Source organism: Micromonospora sp. NPDC048909 (assembly GCF_040649635.1).
In the GTDB taxonomy this organism is placed as follows: domain Bacteria; phylum Actinomycetota; class Actinomycetes; order Mycobacteriales; family Micromonosporaceae; genus Micromonospora.
The window spans coordinates 203,450-218,785 of the sequence record NZ_JBEZFU010000010.1 but is presented as its reverse complement, the minus strand read 5'-3'; the positions used below and the strand labels follow the sequence as shown (position 1 = coordinate 218,785).

Sequence of the window (15,336 nt, the reverse complement as noted above, 5' to 3'; positions counted from 1 at the left end):
CCACCGGGGTCAGCGGCTCAGCTGCCGGTAGCGGCGCACCGACAGGGGCAGGAACACGGCGATGAGCAGCACCGGCCACGCCACCGCGAGGCCCAGCGCGTGCTGCGCGGCGAACGACTCCCCACTCCAGCCGGGGTTGCCGAACAGCTCCCGGCAGGCGGCCACGGTCGCCGACAGCGGGTTGAACTCGGCGATCGCGGCGAGCCAGCCCGGCATGGTCTGCGGGGCGACGAACGCGTTCGAGGTGAACCCGACCGGCCAGACGAGGATCTGCAGCACCATCACCGACTCCGGTCGGCGCAGCACCAGCGCCAGGTGGATGCCGACCCAGATCAGCGCGAACCGCAGCAGCAGGAGCAGCCCCACCGCCGTCAGGGCGGCGCCCAGCCCGTTGCGCCACTGCCAGCCGACCAGCCGGCCGCAGGCCAGCATGACGGCCAGGCCGGCGGCGGAGTGCAGCAGGTCCGCGGCCGCGCGGCCGGTGACCACCGCGCTGCGGGCCATCGGCAGGGACCGGAACCGGTCGGTGACGCCGCGGGCGGTGTCGGTGGCCACCGCGGTGTAGCTGGCCTCGAGGCCGAAGGCCATGGTCATGGCGAACATGCCGGGTAGCAGGAACTCCCGGTAGTCGCCGCCGCCGGGCACCGCGATCGCGCCGCCGAAGAGGTAGCCGAACATCAGCACCAGCAGCACCGGGAAGAGCAGCCCGATGATCAGCTCTGCGGGTTGCCGGGCCCAGTGCGTCATCGCCCGGCCGGTGAGCACCAGGGTGTCGGCCACGGCCCAGCGCAGCCGGCGCGGGGCGAGGGAGAGGCTGCTCATGCCGGCACCTGCTCGCGCTCGCCGGTGAGGCGCAGGAACACCTCGTCGAGGGTGGGACGGCGTACCGCCACGTCGGCGGCGCGCAGCCCCGCCTCGTCCAGCCCGCGCAGCACCGCGCTCAGGGCGGTGACCCGGTCGTCGACCGGCACGCTGACCCGCAGGGCGCCGGGGTCGACGTCGCAGGTCGCGGCGGTGCTCGCGGCGATCACCGCGGCGGCGCGCGGCAGGTCCTCGGCGCGCGGCAGCAGCACGTCGAGGCGGTCGCCGCCGAGCTCGTCCTTGAGTTGTTCGGGGGTGCCGGCGGCGACGACCCGGCCGGCGTCGACCACCGCGACGGTGTCGGCGAGCTGGTCGGCCTCCTCCAGGTACTGGGTGGTGAGCAGCACGGTGGTGCCGTCGGCGACCAGGGCGCGGATGGCGTCCCACATCTCGCCGCGCCCGCGCGGGTCGAGCCCGGTGGTGGGCTCGTCGAGGAAGAGCACCGGCGGGGCGAGGATCAGGCTGGCGGCCAGGTCGAGGCGACGGCGCATGCCACCGGAGTAGCCGGCGACCGGCCTGGCCCCGGCCTCGGTCAGGGCGAACCGGTCGAGCAGTTCGTCGGCGCGGGTCCGGGCGGCGCGCCGGGTCAGGTGGTGCAGCCGGCCGAAGAGCACCAGGTTCTGCCGGCCGGTGAGCACCTCGTCGACCGCGGCGTGCTGCCCGACGAGTCCGATCGCGGCGCGCACCCGGTCGGGGTGGCGCGCCACGTCGTGCCCGGCGACCCGGGCCCGGCCGCCGTCCGGGCGCAGCAGGGTGGTCAGGACCCGCACCGCGGTGGTCTTGCCGGCGCCGTTGGGGCCGAGCAGCCCGCACACGGTGCCGGCCGGCACCGTGAGGTCCAGCCCGGCCAGGGCGGTGGTGCCGCCGTAGCGCTTGCGCAGCCCCTCGGCCTCGATGGTTGGTGTTCCGCTTCGCATCCCGTGCTCCTCCCGACGTACACCGTACGACGTACCGTACATCGTACGGTGAGGGCGTCGGTAGAGTCCGGGGAGTGACCACGGAGTACAGCGGCACCGGCGACCCCGCGCGCAGCCTCGCCCTGCTCTGGCGCACCCGGGAACCGGCCAGCCGCCGAGGTCGCACCGACCTCACCGTCGACCGGATCGTGCGGGCCGCCATCGAACTCGCCGACTCCGAAGGGCTCGCCGCGCTCTCCATGCGCCGGGTCGCCGAGCGCCTCGGCGTCGGCACCATGTCGCTCTACACGCACGTGCCGGGCAAGGGCGAACTGCTCGACCTGATGCTCGACACCGTCTACGGCGAGACGGTCTCGCCCGACGCGCCATCCGCCGGCTGGCGGGCCCGACTGGAGGACGTCGCCCGGCAGAGCTGGGCGCTCTACCTGCGCCACCCGTGGCTGCTGCAGGTGGCCACCACCCGCCCCCCGCTGGGGCCCAACCTGATCGCCCGCTACGAACAGGAGCTACGCGCCGTCGACGGCATCGGCCTGACCGACCTGGAGATGGACGCCGTGGTAACCCTGGTCGGCGGGTTCGTGCACGGCACCGTACGCGGCGCGGTCGAGGCCGCGCAGGCCGCCGAACGCACCGGGATGACCGAGGAGCAGTGGTGGGGGGCGCACGCCCCCTACCTGGAGAAGGCGATGGACCCGCGCCGTTTCCCGCTCGCCGCCCGGGTCGGCGCCGCGGCCGGTGAGGAGTACCAGGCGGCCAGCGACCCGGCACGCGCGTTCGAGTTCGGCCTGGCCCGCATCCTCGACGGCATCGAGACGCTGGTCCGCGACCGCCCGGGCGCACCCGCCCCGTCCGCCGACGGTTAACCTTTCCGACATGACGATGCGCCCCATCCGGATCATTGGCGACCCGGTGCTGCGCACCTCGTGTGCGCCGGTGACCAGCTTCGACGCCGAGCTGCAGGCCCTGGTCAGCGACCTGATGGACACCCTGCTCGGCGCGCCCGGCCGGGCCGGCGTCGCCGCCCCGCAGATCGGGGTCGACGCCCAGGTTTTCGTCTACGACGCCGACGGGCACCGCGGTCACCTCATCAACCCGACCCTGGAGCTCTCCGACGAGCTGCAGGACGACGACGAGGGCTGCCTGTCCATCCCCGGGCTGTACTTCCCGACCCAGCGGGCCCTGCACGCCACCGCACGCGGCTTCGACCAGCACGGCGAGCCGTTGACCATCTCCGGCAGCGGCTTCCTGGCCCGCGCGTTGCAGCACGAGACCGACCACCTCGCCGGGCGGCTCTACGTGGACACCCTGCGCGGCGAGACCCGCCGGCGGGCGCTGCGGGAGATCCGCGCCGGACGATTCGACTCACCGAGCCGCCGCGGCTGACCCCGGCCCGCCCCGACACGGGCTGACGGACCGGTCGCGCCGCGCCCCGGCCGGCCGGCGCGATGGTGCGGGGGTGATCGACCGGCCACCCCCGCACCGCCGGCTCACTTCGGCGGAGGCGCCACCAGGCACACCGCCGCGGTGGAGACGTTGCCCGCGTCGTCCACCCCGGTGATCAACGCGTCACCGCGCAGCGTCACCTTGTAGTCGATGTCCCCGGTGCCGTCCTTCACCCTCGACTGCCCACCCGGCGCCTGCACCAGCTTGATCTTGGTGCCGGCGACGAACGGCCCGAACCGCACCGACGGGGCCGCCCCGTCGGCGATGTAGACCGCCACCGCGGTGTCCACGATGTCGGTCGCGGTCAGTTCGTAGAACCCGTCCGGGTTGTACGAACCGGGGGTGTTGCCGCCGCTGGGGTTGTTGGTCGGCACGCAACCGGTGCTCGGCGCCGTGGTGTCGACCACCCGCATCACCGCCGTGTCGTTGCCGGTGTTCCCGGCGGCGTCGGTGGCGGTGCAGGTGACCGTGGTGGCGCCGAGCGGGAACGTGGCGCCCGACGGCGGCGCGCAGGTCGGGGTCAACGGCCCGTCGACGTTGTCGGTGGCCGTCGCCGGGTAGTCGATCACCGCGCCGGCGGGGCCGGTCGCCTCCACCGTCCGGTCGTCGACCACCACGCCCGGCGGGGTGACGTCGTTGACCCGTACCCGGATCCGCTGCACGAACGCCGGACCGCCGGCGAGGCCGTTGAGCAGGAACTCCACCGTGCAGGTCAGCACCGCGCCCTGCGCGGCGTCGGCGGCCACCGTGATGGTCTCGGCGATCGGCACGTCCGTGCCGGACTGCTGGGTCCGCGACGCCGCGTCGAAGCTCACCGCCAGGCCCGCGTCGCACGAGGTCACCGTCGGGGTGACGGTGACGTCGAGGTCGCGCAGGCCGTCGAGGATCGCCGCGGTGACCGTGTCCGGGGAACTGCCGACCAGTTGCCCGCCGGTGGCCGCGACCACCGCGGCGGCCTGACCGGTGGCGTCCAGGCCGCCGGCCCCGCCGGAGACGTCCACCGCCAGCACCCGGGTGTCGTCGGCCTGCAACGCCGCCGTGGCCTGGCCGAGGGTGTGCCCGGCGCTCGGGTCGTGGCTGGGCGCGTCACCGACCAGCACCACGATCCGGCTGCTTCCGGCCCGGTAGGCGATCGCCCCGTCGGAGACCTGGAACAGCGCGTTCACCCATCCCTCCGGGGCGTCCCCGCCGCCGCCGGCGGCCAGGGCGTCGACGGCGTCCTGCAGGGCCGTCGCGTCGTCGGTGACGTTCTGCCGGACCCGGAACAGCTCCGCGCCGTCACCCTCGTCCCGGTACGAGGCCACCGCGAACTGTGCCCCGGGCTGCGCGGCCCGTACGTCGGTGATGACCTGCTGCAGGTTGGTCCGTACGTTGGCGATCGCCCCACCCATGCTGCCGGTCGTGTCGACCAGCAGGACCACGTCGGGCTTCGGGGGGATCGGCGGGGTGGAGACCACCTTGCTGACCGGGATCGTCGTACCCGGGTCGGTGTCCTGCTCGACCGTCGCCGGGGTGACCCCCGGCGCGGCCATGGCGGGCGTCGCCAACCCGGTCAGCAGGGCGGTGACGGCGGCGGCGATCACCGTCCGTTGTCGGTGTGTAGGTCGTGCGGATGGCGCCATGTGGTGCTCCTTCAGCTCCGCCGCGCGCGGTACGCGCGGCCTCTGCCCGCAGACGCTAGGCGCGCGAAGCCGACTCGCCACCGCGACATCAGACCAGCTCAGGGTCGGGTTGCTGACCCTGCGTGGCGGCTGGACAAGGTACCGGGGAGCTGCTGGCCGCCACCGCTGGGCCGGGCGTGCCAATCCGCGCGAACGAACGGCCGGCCGGCTCCACCGGACGGCCGGGGCTCAGCGCCGAGCGGTCAGCGAGTACTCACCGTAGTCGGCGACCGTGGTGAAACCGAGTCGCTCGTAGAGCCGCACGGCGGCGGTGTTGTCCGCCCGCACGTTCAGCGTGAGGTGATCGACGGTGCCGAGCAGCCGCCGGCACAGCGCGGCCACCACCGCGCCCGCCACACCCCGCCCCCGGGCCGCCGGGTGGGTGGTGACGTTGCCCAGCGCCGCGACCCGGTACGTCGGTGACCAGACGTGCACGCCCGCCACCGCGACCAGCGCGTCACCGTCGCGCACACCCAGGTACTGGCCGGTGTCCAGCATCCGCGCATCGAACCAGTTGCCCGGGTACGCCTCGGCGTAGAGCGTCCGCAGCCGCGGCAGGTCCGCCGCCCCCAGCGGCACCCCGGCCGGCGCGACGAGGGCCAGCCGCGCCGGGTCGGTCAGCGCCATCTTGCAGTGCGCGGCGCCGCCCCCGTCAAACCACGGGGACAGCGCCGCGTCCAGGCCGGGGGAGAGGTGCGCGTACAGCCGGGCGGGCAGCAGCGGGCCCAGTTCGCCGAGGAGCGCGGCCAACTCGGCGACGTCCGGGGGCGCGGCGAACGCCAGCAGCGTCGGCGGGTCCGCGCCGTGGTAGAGCAGCGCCACCTGATCACCGCGGCGGAACCACGAGGTGTACGGCCAGAAGAAGTCGTCCAGGTCGCCGAGCTGGTAGGCGTGCAGCACCGGATCCCGGCCCAGCAGCCCGGCCAGGACCTCCCGATCGTGTTCGGCCCGCACCGGCATGTCAGCCCGCCAGCCACTGGTCGTAGCCGAGCTTGCCGACCAGCGCCAGCACCACCACCAGCAGCACGATCCGTACGAACCCGGCGCCTCGCCGCAGCGCCATCCGCGCCCCGAGCACCGCCCCGGCGATGTTGCACACCGCCATCCCCGCGCCGAGCAGCCACCACACGTGCCCGGTCGCCGCGAACACCACCAGCGCGCCCAGGTTGGTGCCGGCGTTGACCACCTTCGCCATCGCCGAGCCGTGCACGAAATCCGCGCCGATCAGCGCGGTGAACGCCAACACCAGGAACGTGCCGGTGCCCGGACCGATCAGCCCGTCGTACAGGGCGATGCCGACGCCGGCGACCGCGATCGCGACGACCACCCGGGTCGGGGTGCGCCGCTGCGGCGCGGCCACCACCCCCAGCCGGGGACGCAGCAGCACGAACACCGCCACCGACAGCAGCACCACCAGCACCACCGGCCGGTACGCCGAGGCCGGCACCGAGCCGGCCAGCGCGGCGCCCAACCCGGCGCTGAGCACCGCGAGCCCGGCCGCCGGCCCGACCACCCTCCAGTCGACCTTGGTGCGTCGCGCGTACGTCGCCGCCGCCGTGGCGGTGCCGGCGATCGCGGCGAGCTTGTTCGTGCCCAGCGCGGTGGCCACCGGCAGACCCGGCGCACCCACCAGCAGCGCCGGCAGCAGCAGCAGACCCCCGCCGCCCACCACGGCGTCCACCCAGCCGGCCATCGCGGCCGCGGCGAGCAGGGTGGTCAGCGATACGGGGTCCACGGCCGGCAATTCTTCCCACCCGCCCACCACACACGCCGCCGCCTGTGTCCAGCCTCACCCGGCATGGGGACCGGCGACGGCGCGCAGCGCGCCCAGCAGGGTGTGCACGGCCGGGGTGGTGGGGGCGGACTCGCGCAGCGCCGCCCAGATCACCCGGACCGGCCGCGGATCGCGCACCGGCCGGACCCGCACCGCCGGGTGCACCCCACCCAGCCCGGTCTCCGGCAGCAGGCTGACACCCAGCCCGGCGGCCACGAACCCCTGCGCGGTCGGGTAGTCCTCGCTCTGCACCACCACCCGCGGGGCGAAGCCGGCCGCGGCGCAGGCGGCCAGCACCGCGTCGCGGCACGAGCCCGGCCCCTCGCTGCCCACCCACGGTTCGTCGGCCAGCTCGGCCAGCTTCAGCACCCGCCGATCGGCGAGCCGGTGCCCGGCCGGCACCACCGCCCGGTAGGCGTCGTCGCGCAGGTGCACGAAACGGATCCCGTCCACCGGCGGTGCGTCCGCAGCGCGTACCACCAGCGCCACGTCGGCGCGCCCGTCGCGCACCTGCGGCAACGCGTCCTGCGGGTCGGCCAGCCGCAACTCGACCCGGACGCCGGGCAGCTCGCGGCGCAGCGTCGCCACCGCCGGGGCGACCAGGCTCGCGCCGACGGTGGCGAAGTAGCGCAGCGCCACCCGACCGGCCCGACCCGCCCGCAGGTCGTCGAGCCCCGCCTGCGCCTCGGCCAGCTGCTCGCCGATCACCGCCGCGTACCCGGACAGCAGCCGCCCGGCCTCGGTCGGGCGTACCCCCCGCCCGGAGCGCTCCAGCAGCTGCGCCCCGGCCTCCCGCTCCAGCACGGCCAGCTGCTGGCTCACCGCCGACGGGGTGTAGCCCAGCTCCCGGGCGGCCGCGCTGACCGACCCGTTGACCACCACCGACCGCAGCACCTGCATCCGCCGCACATCCAGCATGCAGCGCAGCTTAACGACACCTGGAGAAGCTGTTGCTCGGCTAACGAGACGCGACGGGGGAGCGCGCCACGGACCGGCCGGGCTCACCCCGGAGGAGCTCCGGTCACCCGACGGAGCCCGGCGGCGCGCTCACCGGCCCCGGCGCCGCCGCAGCCACACGCCCACGGCCCCCACCATCACGAACACCAGCACGGAACAGAGCAGCACCTTGACCACCCGGCAAGAGTGCCACGGGGACGTAGGGTGCAGGAGTGCGCCTGGCCACCTTCAACCTGCTGCACGGTCGCTCGCTCACCGACGGGCTCGTCGACCCCGACCGGCTCACCGCGGCCGTCACCGCGCTCGACGCCGACGTGCTCGCCCTGCAGGAGGTCGACCGGGACCAGAGCCGCAGCGGCCACCTCGACCTCACCGCCATCGCCGCCCGCGCCCTCGACGCCCCGCACCACCGCTTCGCCGCCGCCGTCGTCGGCACCCCCGGCGAAGGGTTCCGCCCGCTCAACCACGACGACGACGGCCACGGCGAACCCTGCTACGGCATCGGGCTGATCAGCCGCTACCCCGTACGCACCTGGCAGGTCACCCGGCTCAAGCCCGCGCCGGTGCGCTCCCCGGTCTACGTCCCCGGCCCCGGCCGGGGGCTCGTCCTGCTCCACGACGAACCGCGGGTCGTGCTCGCCGCCGTCCTGGACACCCCCCACGGGCCGCTCACCGCTGCCGCCACCCACCTGTCCTTCGTGCCCGGGTGGAACCTGCGTCAACTGCGCCAGGTCGTCCGCGCGCTGCGGGCCCTGCCGGCGCCGCGCGTCCTGCTCGGCGACCTCAACCTGCCCGCCGGTGTGGTACGCGCGGTCTCCGGCTGGCGACTGCTGGGCCGTCGCCCCACCTACCCGTCCGGGGAGCCCCGGGTGCAGCTGGACCACATCCTCGCCGACCGGCACGCCCACCATCGGCTGCCTGCGGTCACCGCCGTCAGCACGCCGCTGTCCACCATCTCCGACCACCGGCCCCTGCTGGTCGACCTCGGCTGACACCGTCAGCGGCGGCGGGGGAGAGGACCCCTTACTGTTCCCAGCCGCAAGATTCCCTCAAGATCGTTGCGTCGCAGATCCATGCCGATCATGCTGGTGCCCACCGCGCCAAGGTCAACCAGTCCGCGCCATGGAGGCCAGATGAAACGCCAGCGGTCCCTGCTGATCGCACTGTCCACACTGCTCGCCGCAAGCCTCGCGACCGTCGCGACCCCGGCCAGCGCCCAACAGGCAGCCGAACCCAACCAGGTCAGCGCACTCACCGTGCGCCAGGCCGACGGCTACGCCACCCTCGCCTGGCAGCCCGTCGACGGCGCCACCGACTACCAGATCGAACGCACCGCCGTCGACGCCAACGGCACCGCCACCGGCACCCCCACCATCGTCGGCGTGTGGCGCCCCAACCGGCAGATCAACCAGCAGTCACCCACCTTCGCCGACGCCGGCTTCAACCCCGGCGACCGCTTCAGCTGGCGGGTACGCGCCCGCACCGGCACCACCGAACAGCCGTACTCCGAGCCCGTCGTCGGCACCACCACCGCCCCCTGGGGCAACCCCGCCACCCCCGGCGAGCAGCTGCGCACCCAGTGGGAGACCACCCACGCCGCGCAGTACACCAGCGACACCGACGAATACGCCTACACCGCCGCCATCGACCAGCTCAGCGACCGCGTCCGGGTCGTCGAGATCGGCCGCACCGTACTCAACCGGCCGATCAACATGTTCGTCATCGGCTACCCCACGCCGCCGGCCACCCCGGCCGCCGTCGCCGCCACCTCACCGCTCGCCGTCAACTGCAACGTGCACGGCAACGAGCCCGGCGACCGCGAAGCCTGCCTCATCATGGCGCGGCAACTCGCCTTCAGCACCGACCCCCGCACCATCGACCTGCTCAGCCACACCACCGTCCTGATCGTCCCCACCATCAACGGTGACGGCCGCGCCGCCAACACCCGGGGCAACTCCACCGGCCAGGACCTCAACCGCGACTACTCGCTCATCCGCCAGCCGGAGACCGCCTCGTACGTCAAGATGATCCGCGAATACCGGCCCATCGCCGGCTACGACGGTCACGAGTTCGGCAACTCCCGCGCCGGCGACCTGCCCATGCTGCCGCCCCGGCACCAGAACGTCGCCCAGGCCATCTTCGACGAGTCCCAGAACATGATCGAAGGCCACATGTACGCCAAGGGCGCCGAAGCCGGCTGGTGGCCCTGCCCCTACGGCTGCGAAGGCGGCGGCAACGTCGGCCTCAGCGAGGAAACCATCCTGCGCAACACCCTCGGCCTGAAGAACGTCGTCAACAGCCTGCTCGAACTGCGCAGCTCCGGCGGCCAGACCCGACCCGACGAGGGCAACAGCGCCAACAACCGCCGCCGCAAGACCTTCTCCGCCCTCTGGACCTTCCAGCAGTTCCTCGACTACCACCGCGCCAAGCTCGCCGACATCACCGGCGCGCGCGCCGAAGCCATCACCTTCCAGGCCGCCAACACCGGCCGGCTCGTCTTCCGCGGCTCCCGCCCCATCCCCGCCCACCCGGCGCCGCACCCCGGCGACAGCCCGCCGCCGATCGACGCGCCGCCGGCCGACCTCATCCTCGACAACGCGCCCTGCGCCTACAAGCTCACCGAGGAGCAGTACCGCGGTGCCCGCACCGACGGACCCGGCGGCGTCGGCACCACCGTCGCCGACCGCATCGCCGCGCACGGCTGGAAGGTCGTCAAGACCGCCGACGGCTACTACGTCCCCCTCAACCAGCCCGAACGCGGCCTCATCCCGCTGCTGCTCGACGGCCAGGGCGTGGAGAACCTCACCGACGGCGAACGCGTCTACCCGACCCTCACCGGCCGACGCAACGGACCACTGACCGTCACCGGGTTCACCTGCCTCGCCGACGCCACCGTCAACGGCCCGATCACCGTCCGGCCCGGCTCCGCACTCGTCGCCACCGGCAGCACCGTCAACGGCCCGATCGCCGCCACCGGCGCCGCCGGCGTCCTGCTCGCCGACAGCACCGTCAACGGCCCGCTGCGGGTCACCGGCACCACCGGCGCGGTCTCCGTCATCGACGTCACCGTCACCGGCCCGGTCGACCTCTCCGCCAACACCACCGGCACCGACACCCCGCTGATCGCCGGCAGCACCGTCCGCGGCCCGCTCAACTGCACCGCCAACACCCCCGCGCCGATCAACCTCGGCATCCGCAACACCGTCCAGGGCCCCCGCGCCAACCAGTGCGCCACCCTGTGACACCCACCCGGTGACAGGTGCCGGCAGGACGGGCCCCACGCCCGTCCTGCCGGCACCACACCCGAGCCAGTGGAGACCGCCGTGTCGTACCCCCGCACCAACACCCCGCGGCGCGCCGCCCGCCTCGCCGCGGCGGCCCTGCTGCTCGCCGCCACCGCCGCCTGCACCAGCGCCGACACCAACCCCGACCCCAGCCCGGCCGCCGCAGCGGCAGTGCAGGTCAGCGGGCCGCTCTGCGCCGCCCTGCCCACCGGCACCGAACCCGGAAACCCCACCTTCCTCGCCGGCCAGCCCGTCGACGACGCGCTGCGCTGGATCCCCACCATCACCACCTTCGAGGCGGCGATGCGCGCCAGCGGCCTGCTCACCGACCTCGACCGCGACGGCATCACCGTGCTCGCACCCACCGACGACGCCTTCGCCGCGAAGTTCAACGACGACACCTGGGACACCCTGATGACCCGGGACCACGAGAAGCTGCGCACCCTGCTCAAAGCGCACCTGATCACCGGCACCCACACCGTCGACGAACTCGTCGCCGCCGGCACCGCCACCACCGTCGACGGCACCAGCCTCACCGTCACCCGCACCGGTGCGAGCGCCCGCTTCGCCGACAAGGCCGACGCCGTCTGCGCCGACTACCAGGCCACCGGCGCCCGCATCCACCTCGTCAACGCCGTGCTCGGCCCGCTACCCACCACCGCCGACGGCACTGGACACCGCGCCCACTGACACGTCGCCGCCCGCCGCCGGGTCGACGCGCCCCCTGCGCACCAGGGGCAGCTGCTCCAGCCGGCCCTGGCGGCCGGAGCACCGCCGAGCGGCCAGGCCCGGACGGCAAGCCGGGCGAAGAAGCCCGCTCGGCGTGGCGAAGCACGAAGTTGACGTGATGGGGCGGATCCAACGGTCACGGGCGGTCATGACGCGGAGACCCACCGGACGACCCTCTTCGAGATCTTCTTCGACCTGGTGTTCGTCTTCGCCCTCATCCGGGTCACCCAGTTCATGACCGCGCGGCCCACCCCGGTGACCCTGATCCAGGGACTCGTCGTCCTGCTGCTGTTGTGGATCTCCTGGCTGGTCTACGCCTGGCTGAGAAACTACGCCCGAATCGACGCCGGGCTGCTCCGCGTCGGCACCACCCTCGCGACGGCCGCCGTCTTCCTCAGCGCCCTGGTCATCCCCGAGGTCTGGGAATCCGGTCCAGGAACGGCGGAACCCCGGCTGACCATGGTCCTGGCCTACATCGTGAGATGCTCGCCCCGCACCGGCCCCCGGCCCACCGTGACGACAGCTACCTCGCGGTTGCGGGGACGGCCAGCGCGCGGTTGGTCCGGTTCGACCGCACCGCCGCGCGCTGCTGACCCGCCGTCACCTCGATGTACGCCTGCGACGCCGCCAACGACGCGTGCCCCAGCAGGCGCATGATCTCCGCCGCGCTCGCCCCGTCCTCCGCCAGCCGCGTCGCGAACGTGTGCCGCAACGCGTGCAACCGCGCCCCGCGCGGCACCCGGTCGGTGATGCCCGCGCGCCGATAGCATGACTCCACCAGGTACTGGAGCCCACCCCGGCGCAGCGGCTCGCCCCGGCGGTCCACCATCAACGGCGAATCCGGCCGCACGCTGCGCGCCCCGAACCGACGCCGGCGGCTGTCCAGGTAGTCGGCCAACACCCGGTCCAGACCGTCCTCGATCGGCACCGAACGCGGCCGCCCACCCTTGCCGAGCACCTCGATGCGGCGTTCACCGGCGCGACCGGCCAGGGACGCCACCCGCAGCGCCAACAACTCGCTCAGCCGCAGCCCGGCGCAGAGCGCCACCGCCAGCACGGCGAGGTCGCGCTCCGGCCAGGGGTCGCGCTGCCGGCCGGCCTCGCGGACGACCGCGGCGAGCAACTCTTCCGGCGTGTCCTCACCTCGCAGTGGCTTGGGCTGGGGGAGCGGCGCGCGAGGGCGGCCCACCGCCGGCATCGGATTTCCCGCTACCACCCCCTCGGCGACGAGAAAGGTGAAAAAGGTGTTCCAGGTGGACCAGGCACGGTGGACGGACGCGGCGGCGCGGGGCGCGGCGAACCCGGCGAACGCGGCCCGCATGACGCGGGGGGAGAGGGCGCCGACCGGCAGCACGTCGAGGGGGAGGGGAGGGGTGAGCACGTCCCCGGCCAGCGCCGCGACGCTGCGCAGGTCTCGCCGGTACGCCTCCAGCGTGTGTGGGGAGGGCTTGCGGGTGGCCCGGGCGGTCAGGAACTCCTCGATCAGGTCGGCCACCGAGTTGTCCTGTTTGTCATGCATAAGGGATATTATGCATGATTTTCGCGTTTCCGGACAGGCGGGGGGAGTGCGGAGATGCGCCGATATGTGCTGACCGGCGCGCCGGGGGCGGGCAAGACCAGCATCGCCGAGGAGCTTCGGCGGCGGGGATATCCCGTCGTCGCCGAGGCGGCGACCGATGTGATCGCCGTGCAGCAGGGGCGGGGCAGCGACGAGCCGTGGAGCGAGCCCGGCTTCGTCGAGGCCGTCGTGCGCCTTCAGCGACACCGCCAGCAGGCGGCCGACGCGCGAAGCCACGTGCAGGTGTACGACCGCTCACCACTGTGCACCCTGGCGCTGGCGCGTTACCTGGGTCGGCCGGTGGGTCCCGAACTGGCCGCCGAGGTGAACCGGGTCATCCGGCAGGAGATTTACCAGCGCCAGGTTTTCCTGGTCGAGCCGTTGGGCTTCGTGACACCGACGGCGGCGCGCCGGATCAGCCTCGCCGAGTCACTGGAGTTCGCGCGGGTGCACGCCCACGTGTACGTCGAGCACGGCCACGAACTGGTCGCGATCCCACCCGGCTCCGTCATGCAGAGGGCGACCGCGGTGGCGACGTATCTCGGGCCACCAACCCCGATCGAGGAGACCCCCGATCCGGTCTACTTTACATAATGTACATTATCGAACTTGCGAGGTGCTGACCGACGCACCACGCCAACCCTCGTGAGACAGCTGTCCTTTCTCATTCGTCCCGAGCCACCTTCTCGACAACCTGAGCCTCTTGAGCCCTGCCCACTCGGCGCGAGGTCGAATTCCTCGCCGCCGAGCGGCGCTGGGTGCGGGAGGCGGTGTAGACGCCCGGAAGGCATCCAGCGCGGCCCTACCGGTCACCCGCTTGTGGTGGCCCTCGGCCGGAACGTGAAGGTCGAGGCGGCCATCGAGATGTGCTGCGCTCCCCCGTCGCGTCAAAGGCGAGGGCGGCGCGCCTTCGGGCATGCCCATCGTCCGAGCGTGGACCGGGCGGCCGGCGCCGCTCAGGCGGTGCCGACGAACTGGCTGACGTGGTAGGCCGTGCTCCGGCCGTCGGGCATCCTGGTCCACTTCGAGACCATCAGGTGCAGGTCGTTGGTCTGCCGGCTCGAACGCGGGTGGATGAAACCGCCGTAGAGCCCCGGCTCCTGCCAGGAGGTGACCTGCACCTTCTCCGGCGTCCAGACCTGGTCGGGCCCGCTCGCCGTGCGGGTGACGATGCAGCCGGTGGCGCAGTTGAGGTAGGACATCACCCAGGTGCCGTCGGCCAGCCGCCGGACCGACGGCTCGCCGAAGCGGCCGCTCAGGATCGGTGTGCAGGGCCGGCCCCACCCCCAGTTGCTGCCGTTCCAGCCCCAGCCCTCGTACGACTCGGGGTAGAACAGCCGGTCCCAGCGGACCCGGCGCAGCATCATCGGGCCGTCCTGGCGTCCCGAGCGCACCGAGAAGACGTACACCCAATCCCCGTCGCGTTGCATCGTCCACATCTGGAACGGGTCGGTGTTGGTCCCGTTGTTCCACCACTTCAGCGGCGTACGGATGAAGTCGTTGCCGTTGTCGCTATAGGCCAGGCCGGCGTAGCGCGACCGCCAGTGCGGCCCGGCGGGCCCGGCGGAGGCCCAGTTCTCGATGCTCATGTACGAGATGAGCTGACGGCCGGTCTCCGGGAAGCTGATGCCGTCGTTGGGGATGACGGTCACCTCCCACAGATCGTCGATGCCGATTCCGTTGTGGCCGTTGTGCATCAGCTCCGGCGCCCGCCCGTTGCCGGCGATCCGGGCCGCGCTGTCGAAGACGACGCCGCCGGCGGCGCCGGGGTGGATGTCGGAGCGCAGCATCACCGGCGAGCGCCAGTCGTTGGGCAGCGGCGGACCCTCCGGCCACGGAGTGTTGAAGGTGTCGCCGAAGAGGTAGCCGATGGAGCCGTTCTCCAGCACGTAGGGGATGCCGAGGTCGGTGCCGGCGACCCGCCACCGGTGGTTGGTGTCCAGATCCGCGCCGGTGAGGCGCTTCTTCCAGGACGCGGCCCGCGCGGCACCGGGGGTGAGCAGAGCACCGGTCGCCGTGGCAGCGCCGACCACGGCGACCCTGCCGAGCAGGGTGCGGCGATTGATGGTCATGACGGTAGTCAAGCGGTGCCGGGACGCCGGAGGATGTTTTCGGGCGGCCCTTCTCGCTCTGACGGAATTTTTCGCCATTC

General features: G+C 73.3%; 14 protein-coding genes and 1 pseudogene. 7 read left to right on the top strand and 8 right to left on the bottom strand.

What is annotated here, in order from left to right:
- Nucleotides 1–9 precede the first annotated feature (9 nt).
- Both AB0C04_RS25150 and AB0C04_RS25145 read right to left on the bottom strand, forming a co-directional pair.
- Nucleotides 10–822: an ABC transporter permease gene (locus AB0C04_RS25150; protein WP_357058656.1), complete on the bottom strand. Its 813-nt coding sequence runs from the start codon at nucleotides 820–822 to the stop codon at nucleotides 10–12.
- The gene (locus AB0C04_RS25145; RefSeq protein WP_357058654.1) at nucleotides 819–1,778 is read right to left on the bottom strand and encodes an ATP-binding cassette domain-containing protein; all 960 of its coding nucleotides are present in this window, start codon (nucleotides 1,776–1,778) and stop codon (nucleotides 819–821) included. The genes AB0C04_RS25150 and AB0C04_RS25145 overlap by 4 nt, the downstream gene beginning before the upstream one ends.
- Before the next feature lie 74 nt (nucleotides 1,779–1,852).
- Here AB0C04_RS25145 and AB0C04_RS25140 point away from each other — a divergent pair, with 74 nt between their 5' ends.
- The gene (locus AB0C04_RS25140; protein WP_357058651.1) at nucleotides 1,853–2,641 is read left to right on the top strand and encodes a TetR/AcrR family transcriptional regulator; all 789 of its coding nucleotides are present in this window, start codon (nucleotides 1,853–1,855) and stop codon (nucleotides 2,639–2,641) included.
- Between the two features lie 10 nt (nucleotides 2,642–2,651).
- Nucleotides 2,652–3,161 carry a peptide deformylase gene (gene def, locus AB0C04_RS25135; RefSeq protein ID WP_357058649.1) on the top strand — a complete coding sequence of 170 codons (510 nt, stop codon included), beginning with the start codon at nucleotides 2,652–2,654 and terminating at the stop codon, nucleotides 3,159–3,161.
- A gap of 104 nt (nucleotides 3,162–3,265) precedes the next feature.
- On the opposite strand, the gene AB0C04_RS25130 is transcribed toward def, so the two are convergent.
- From AB0C04_RS25130 to AB0C04_RS25115, 4 genes are all read right to left on the bottom strand, one after another.
- On the bottom strand, nucleotides 3,266–4,843 hold the full coding sequence (locus AB0C04_RS25130; RefSeq protein ID WP_357058646.1) for a VWA domain-containing protein: 1,578 nt from the start codon (nucleotides 4,841–4,843) through the stop codon (nucleotides 3,266–3,268).
- 228 nt (nucleotides 4,844–5,071) lie between these two features.
- Nucleotides 5,072–5,842 carry a GNAT family N-acetyltransferase gene (locus tag AB0C04_RS25125; protein WP_357058644.1) on the bottom strand — a complete coding sequence of 257 codons (771 nt, stop codon included), beginning with the start codon at nucleotides 5,840–5,842 and terminating at the stop codon, nucleotides 5,072–5,074.
- Nucleotide 5,843: 1 nt separating this feature from the next.
- Nucleotides 5,844–6,617, bottom strand: coding sequence for a TSUP family transporter (locus AB0C04_RS25120; RefSeq protein ID WP_350874467.1), 774 nt, complete (start codon nucleotides 6,615–6,617; stop codon nucleotides 5,844–5,846).
- A gap of 54 nt (nucleotides 6,618–6,671) precedes the next feature.
- Nucleotides 6,672–7,574 carry a LysR family transcriptional regulator gene (locus AB0C04_RS25115; RefSeq protein ID WP_357058640.1) on the bottom strand — a complete coding sequence of 301 codons (903 nt, stop codon included), beginning with the start codon at nucleotides 7,572–7,574 and terminating at the stop codon, nucleotides 6,672–6,674.
- 251 nt (nucleotides 7,575–7,825) lie between these two features.
- On the opposite strand from AB0C04_RS25115, the gene AB0C04_RS25110 reads away from it, so the two are divergent.
- The 4 genes and pseudogenes from AB0C04_RS25110 to AB0C04_RS25095 all read left to right on the top strand — a co-directional run.
- On the top strand, nucleotides 7,826–8,605 hold the full coding sequence (locus AB0C04_RS25110; protein ID WP_357058638.1) for an endonuclease/exonuclease/phosphatase family protein: 780 nt from the start codon (nucleotides 7,826–7,828) through the stop codon (nucleotides 8,603–8,605).
- A gap of 141 nt (nucleotides 8,606–8,746) precedes the next feature.
- Complete coding sequence (locus AB0C04_RS25105) at nucleotides 8,747–10,855, top strand: M14 family zinc carboxypeptidase (RefSeq protein WP_357058636.1); 2,109 nt, start codon at nucleotides 8,747–8,749, stop codon at nucleotides 10,853–10,855.
- A gap of 81 nt (nucleotides 10,856–10,936) precedes the next feature.
- Nucleotides 10,937–11,587, top strand: a complete 651-nt coding sequence (locus tag AB0C04_RS25100) for a fasciclin domain-containing protein (protein WP_357058634.1) — start codon at nucleotides 10,937–10,939, stop codon at nucleotides 11,585–11,587.
- A 219-nt stretch (nucleotides 11,588–11,806) separates the two neighbouring features.
- Nucleotides 11,807–12,094 (top strand): annotated as a pseudogene (locus AB0C04_RS25095) (low temperature requirement protein A); the annotation flags it as partial.
- Between the two features lie 55 nt (nucleotides 12,095–12,149).
- Here AB0C04_RS25095 and AB0C04_RS25090 read toward each other — a convergent pair.
- Nucleotides 12,150–13,145, bottom strand: a complete 996-nt coding sequence (locus AB0C04_RS25090; RefSeq protein WP_357058632.1) for a tyrosine-type recombinase/integrase — start codon at nucleotides 13,143–13,145, stop codon at nucleotides 12,150–12,152.
- A 54-nt stretch (nucleotides 13,146–13,199) separates the two neighbouring features.
- Here AB0C04_RS25090 and AB0C04_RS25085 point away from each other — a divergent pair, with 54 nt between their 5' ends.
- Nucleotides 13,200–13,778: an AAA family ATPase gene (locus AB0C04_RS25085; RefSeq protein ID WP_357058630.1), complete on the top strand. Its 579-nt coding sequence runs from the start codon at nucleotides 13,200–13,202 to the stop codon at nucleotides 13,776–13,778.
- Between the two features lie 362 nt (nucleotides 13,779–14,140).
- On the opposite strand, the gene AB0C04_RS25080 is transcribed toward AB0C04_RS25085, so the two are convergent.
- Nucleotides 14,141–15,256, bottom strand: coding sequence for a DUF4185 domain-containing protein (locus AB0C04_RS25080; protein WP_357058628.1), 1,116 nt, complete (start codon nucleotides 15,254–15,256; stop codon nucleotides 14,141–14,143).
- Between the last annotated feature and the right edge of the window lie 80 nt (nucleotides 15,257–15,336).

Excerpts from the sequence above, each read along its gene's own strand:
- AB0C04_RS25115 (WP_357058640.1), bottom strand. The coding sequence starts at position 7,574 with ATGCTGGATGTGCGGCGGATGCAGGTGCTGCGGTCGGTGGTGGTCAAC.
- AB0C04_RS25080 (WP_357058628.1), bottom strand. The coding sequence starts at position 15,256 with ATGACCATCAATCGCCGCACCCTGCTCGGCAGGGTCGCCGTGGTCGGC.
- AB0C04_RS25150 (WP_357058656.1), bottom strand. The coding sequence starts at position 822 with ATGAGCAGCCTCTCCCTCGCCCCGCGCCGGCTGCGCTGGGCCGTGGCC.
- AB0C04_RS25090 (WP_357058632.1), bottom strand. The coding sequence starts at position 13,145 with ATGCATGACAAACAGGACAACTCGGTGGCCGACCTGATCGAGGAGTTC.
- AB0C04_RS25145 (WP_357058654.1), bottom strand. The coding sequence starts at position 1,778 with ATGCGAAGCGGAACACCAACCATCGAGGCCGAGGGGCTGCGCAAGCGC.
- AB0C04_RS25105 (WP_357058636.1), top strand. The coding sequence starts at position 8,747 with ATGAAACGCCAGCGGTCCCTGCTGATCGCACTGTCCACACTGCTCGCC.
- def (WP_357058649.1), top strand. The coding sequence starts at position 2,652 with ATGACGATGCGCCCCATCCGGATCATTGGCGACCCGGTGCTGCGCACC.
- AB0C04_RS25130 (WP_357058646.1), bottom strand. The coding sequence starts at position 4,843 with ATGGCGCCATCCGCACGACCTACACACCGACAACGGACGGTGATCGCC.
- AB0C04_RS25085 (WP_357058630.1), top strand. The coding sequence starts at position 13,200 with ATGCGCCGATATGTGCTGACCGGCGCGCCGGGGGCGGGCAAGACCAGC.
- AB0C04_RS25125 (WP_357058644.1), bottom strand. The coding sequence starts at position 5,842 with ATGCCGGTGCGGGCCGAACACGATCGGGAGGTCCTGGCCGGGCTGCTG.